The organism is Deferrisoma sp. (genome assembly GCF_054681715.1).
This window is the reverse complement of sequence record NZ_BAAHFQ010000242.1, coordinates 1-3,236: the sequence shown is the minus strand read 5'-3', so window position 1 is coordinate 3,236 and position 3,236 is coordinate 1. Positions and strand designations below refer to the sequence as shown.

At 66.0% G+C, this 3,236-nt stretch carries 3 protein-coding genes; 2 read left to right on the top strand and 1 reads right to left on the bottom strand.

Features of this window, described 5'->3' with window-relative positions; translation table 11 throughout:
• Nucleotides 1–547 precede the first annotated feature (547 nt).
• Complete coding sequence (locus ACY0I8_RS17240; protein WP_459941993.1) at nucleotides 548–1,846, bottom strand: ATP-dependent Clp protease ATP-binding subunit; 1,299 nt, start codon at nucleotides 1,844–1,846, stop codon at nucleotides 548–550.
• Between the two features lie 478 nt (nucleotides 1,847–2,324).
• Between ACY0I8_RS17240 and ACY0I8_RS17235 the strand changes: the two genes are divergently transcribed.
• Nucleotides 2,325–2,903: a helix-turn-helix domain-containing protein gene (locus ACY0I8_RS17235; protein ID WP_459941992.1), complete on the top strand. Its 579-nt coding sequence runs from the start codon at nucleotides 2,325–2,327 to the stop codon at nucleotides 2,901–2,903.
• 93 nt (nucleotides 2,904–2,996) lie between these two features.
• The coding region (locus ACY0I8_RS17230) for a thiolase family protein (RefSeq protein WP_461395733.1) at nucleotides 2,997–3,236 on the top strand (240 nt) is incomplete at its 3' end.

The following is a 3,236-nucleotide window of genomic DNA, read 5'->3' as shown; positions in this document are numbered from 1 at the left end:
CCGGGCCTCTTCATTGACGTCGACCATCGTGTCTTCCCTCCTTGCCGCAGGTTGACCGCTACGGCTCTGGAGGATGACGCGGTGGTCTTTTCGTTTGCAAGGGCCCATGCCCTTCTTACACCACGTGTCTGGACTCTACTAGAAAGACTCGGTAGCGGCTGGAGTTCATGCGCTCTCCTCCCTGCTGGGTTCGGTCAATGGGCAGTGGACCCGGGCCCCGGGGTGGTCCCGGCGGGGCGTCGCGAGGAGGAGAGCAAGACCGGTGCCACGGTGCCAGTCGCCGGAAAGCCCCAGTCGTCGGGGAGGAGGGGAGGACGAAAAAGACGAATTTGTACGATGGTGGGGATGCTTAGGACAAAAGTGTCATTTATGCGGCGGGACAAACAAAGAGGGGGAGCCGGGCGCAGCTCTCCGGGGGGGCAAAGAGCGTTTGCAATCCCGACTCCCCCAACCGATTCGCCAAAGGGGGAGTGTTGCAGCCACTATGCCCCCCGGGTGCCAGGGTGTCAAGGGACCGGTACAATCTTTTTGCGGCGAATGCCGTGCCTCACGCCGCTTCGAACCACACCCGGCGACGGCGCAGGTGGGTGCGGATCCGGGCGGGCGGCCGGAACTTCCCGCTCAGGAGTTCCGTGGCCAGCGGATCCAGCACGTGGCGTTTGATCGTACGGCGAAGCGGTCGGGCGCCGTAGCGCGGGTCCGTGCCCTCCTCCACCAGGAACTCCTTGACCTCCGGGTCGAACTCGATCTCCAGGCGCCGGGGCTCCAGGTACCCCTCCACCTCCCGCAGCAGGATCTCGCAGATCTTGAGGCTCGCCTCCCGGTCCAGGGGCCGGAAGACGATCACCTCGTCGATCCGGTTCACGAACTCGGGGGGGAACTCGGCCCGGAGCGCCTTCAGGCTTTCGTTCTCCACCTCGTCGCACCCGGCGCACACCCCGAACCCCACCCTGCGCTCGAGGTCCTCCACCTCCCGGGCGCCCACGTTGCTCGTCATGATGATCACGGCGTCCCGGAACGACACCTTTCGGCCCTTGGAGTCGGTGAGGATGCCCTCGTCCAGCACCTGAAGGAGCAGTTGGTGGAGCTTGGGGTGGGCCTTTTCGATCTCGTCGAAGAGCACCACGCACCGGCCCCGGGCCATCACCGCGTCGGTGAGGTACCCACCCTCGCCGTGGCCGATGTACCCCGGGGGAGCGCCGATCAGCTTCGCGTACTCGTGGGACTGGGCGTACTCGCTGCAGTCCACCCGGACGAGCCGGTCGTCCTGGGCGAAGAGCACGTGCACCAGCGCCTTGGCGAGTTCGGTCTTCCCCACGCCGGTCTGGCCGAGGAAGAAGAAGCTCCCCACGGGCCGGTTGGGATCCTTGAGGCCGGCCGCGGCCCGCCGCAGCACCCGGGCGAGCCGTTCCACGGCCTCCCTCTGGCCCACCACCCGCTGCTCCAGGAGTTCCTCGAGGTGCAGAAACCTCTCCAGGTCCTCCTCGTCCCGGTGCTCCTTCTGTGGCTCCACCAGGTAGAGCTGGGCCTCCCCCTCGGCCTCGGTGACCGGCACCGAGATGCGGGAGATGTCGAGGTGGGGGTTCACGTCGACGCACAGATCGTAGAGGGCCTGCTCCACCCTGCGGCGCTCCTCGGGATCCGAGGCTTCCAGCAGTTCCGGAAGGATCTCGGCCGGGAACTCGGGGATGCAAAGCCCCAGGAGGAATGTGACGTACTCCTGCCGGTTCCGAAACCGGGCGCTCCCCAGGAGCCGTTGGGTTTCCGACTCGGTGAAGGACCGGACCCGGAGGAACCGGTCGAGGGGTTCGCTGTACCGTAGCACCGTGCTCACCGAAACCTTCATGGCAGCACTCCCTTGCCCCCGTTGTCCGAGGCTCTTGCTAGGTTACCAATCGGCGTTTCGGCCCGAAAACCTGACCCGCCGATCCCGCCGGTGCCGCCCTGGGTCCCCAAGGGCGGCACCGCCTGTGTCTATATTTTTGTGCACCCCCCGGGGGGGATCAAGGTGAGAGGGCGCGGTCCCTGTCGGCAAACGGGATTTCCGCAGGTCCTCGGGGGCGGGGTTGGGCGGCCCAGTGACGGCGGGGGCGTAACGGCCGGAAAGGCCCAACCGACGCGGGTTCTCCACGGGTTCGTCGCTGTTTGATTTTTCTGCCGAACGTTTGTTCGGTTGGGTATCCCCGGGAACGGGGCTGAATCGCCGTTCAACCAGGGAGAAATTCCCTTGACCCGTGGCATCGTTTGCTCTAGGTTGACGCCTCACTTTAGCAGGACTGAAACCGATTCAGCACTCCTTAAGACCACGAGGGTGGACGGACGGCATGAAGAAGGAGGTTCTGGAGAAGCTCAACCTGGGGGGGAAGATCAAGGAGCTTCGCCTCCAGCGGGGGTTGACCCTCAAGGACCTGGCCGAGAAGACCGGATTCAGCCCGGCACTCCTGAGCCAGGTGGAGAACAACCTGGTGTCCCCCTCCATCTCCACCCTCTGGAACTTCGCCGAGGCCCTCGGCGTCAAGATCGGGTACTTCTTCCACCAGGAGGCCGAGGAGCACAAGGACTACGTCCTGACCCGGGCCGGGAAGGAGGCCCTGGTGTACCGAAACGAGCTCCCCCACACGCTGCCGTACCGGGATCTGGCTTACGGCTACGAGGGCCGCACCATGAGCCCGATCCTCCTGGCGTGCGAGGAACCGTGTGAATTCTCGCTCAAGGAGCTCCCTTACGAGGGGGAGGAGTTCCTGCACGTGCTCGACGGACGGCTCCACGTGGAGTACGGGGGCCAGGAGTTCGAGCTGGGACCGGGCGACAGCCTCTATTACAACGCCCAGCTCCCCCACCGGCTCCGGGTGCCGGAACGGGCGCGGTTCCTGGCCGTGCTCTACGAGGCCCACCGGAACTGAGGGGCGGGAAGGGCTGAACCGGGAGCCACCCGGAGCTTTGGCGTTCCCGCTTTCTGGCTTTCAAGTCTTGTAGCTTGCGAGGAGGAGATCGCGATGTCTTCCGTTCGTGAGGTGGTGATCGTTTCCGCGTGCCGCACGCCCATCGGCTCGTACCTGGGAAGCCTGTCCCCGCTCAAGGTGACCGAACTGGGAGGGATCGCCGTGGCCGAGGCCGTGCGCCGGGCCGGGGTGGCCCCCGACCGGGTGGACGAGTGCATCATGGGCAACGTGCTCCAAGCCGGCGTGGGCCAGAACCCGGCCCGCCAGGCGGCCCTGAAGGGCGGCCTGGCCCCT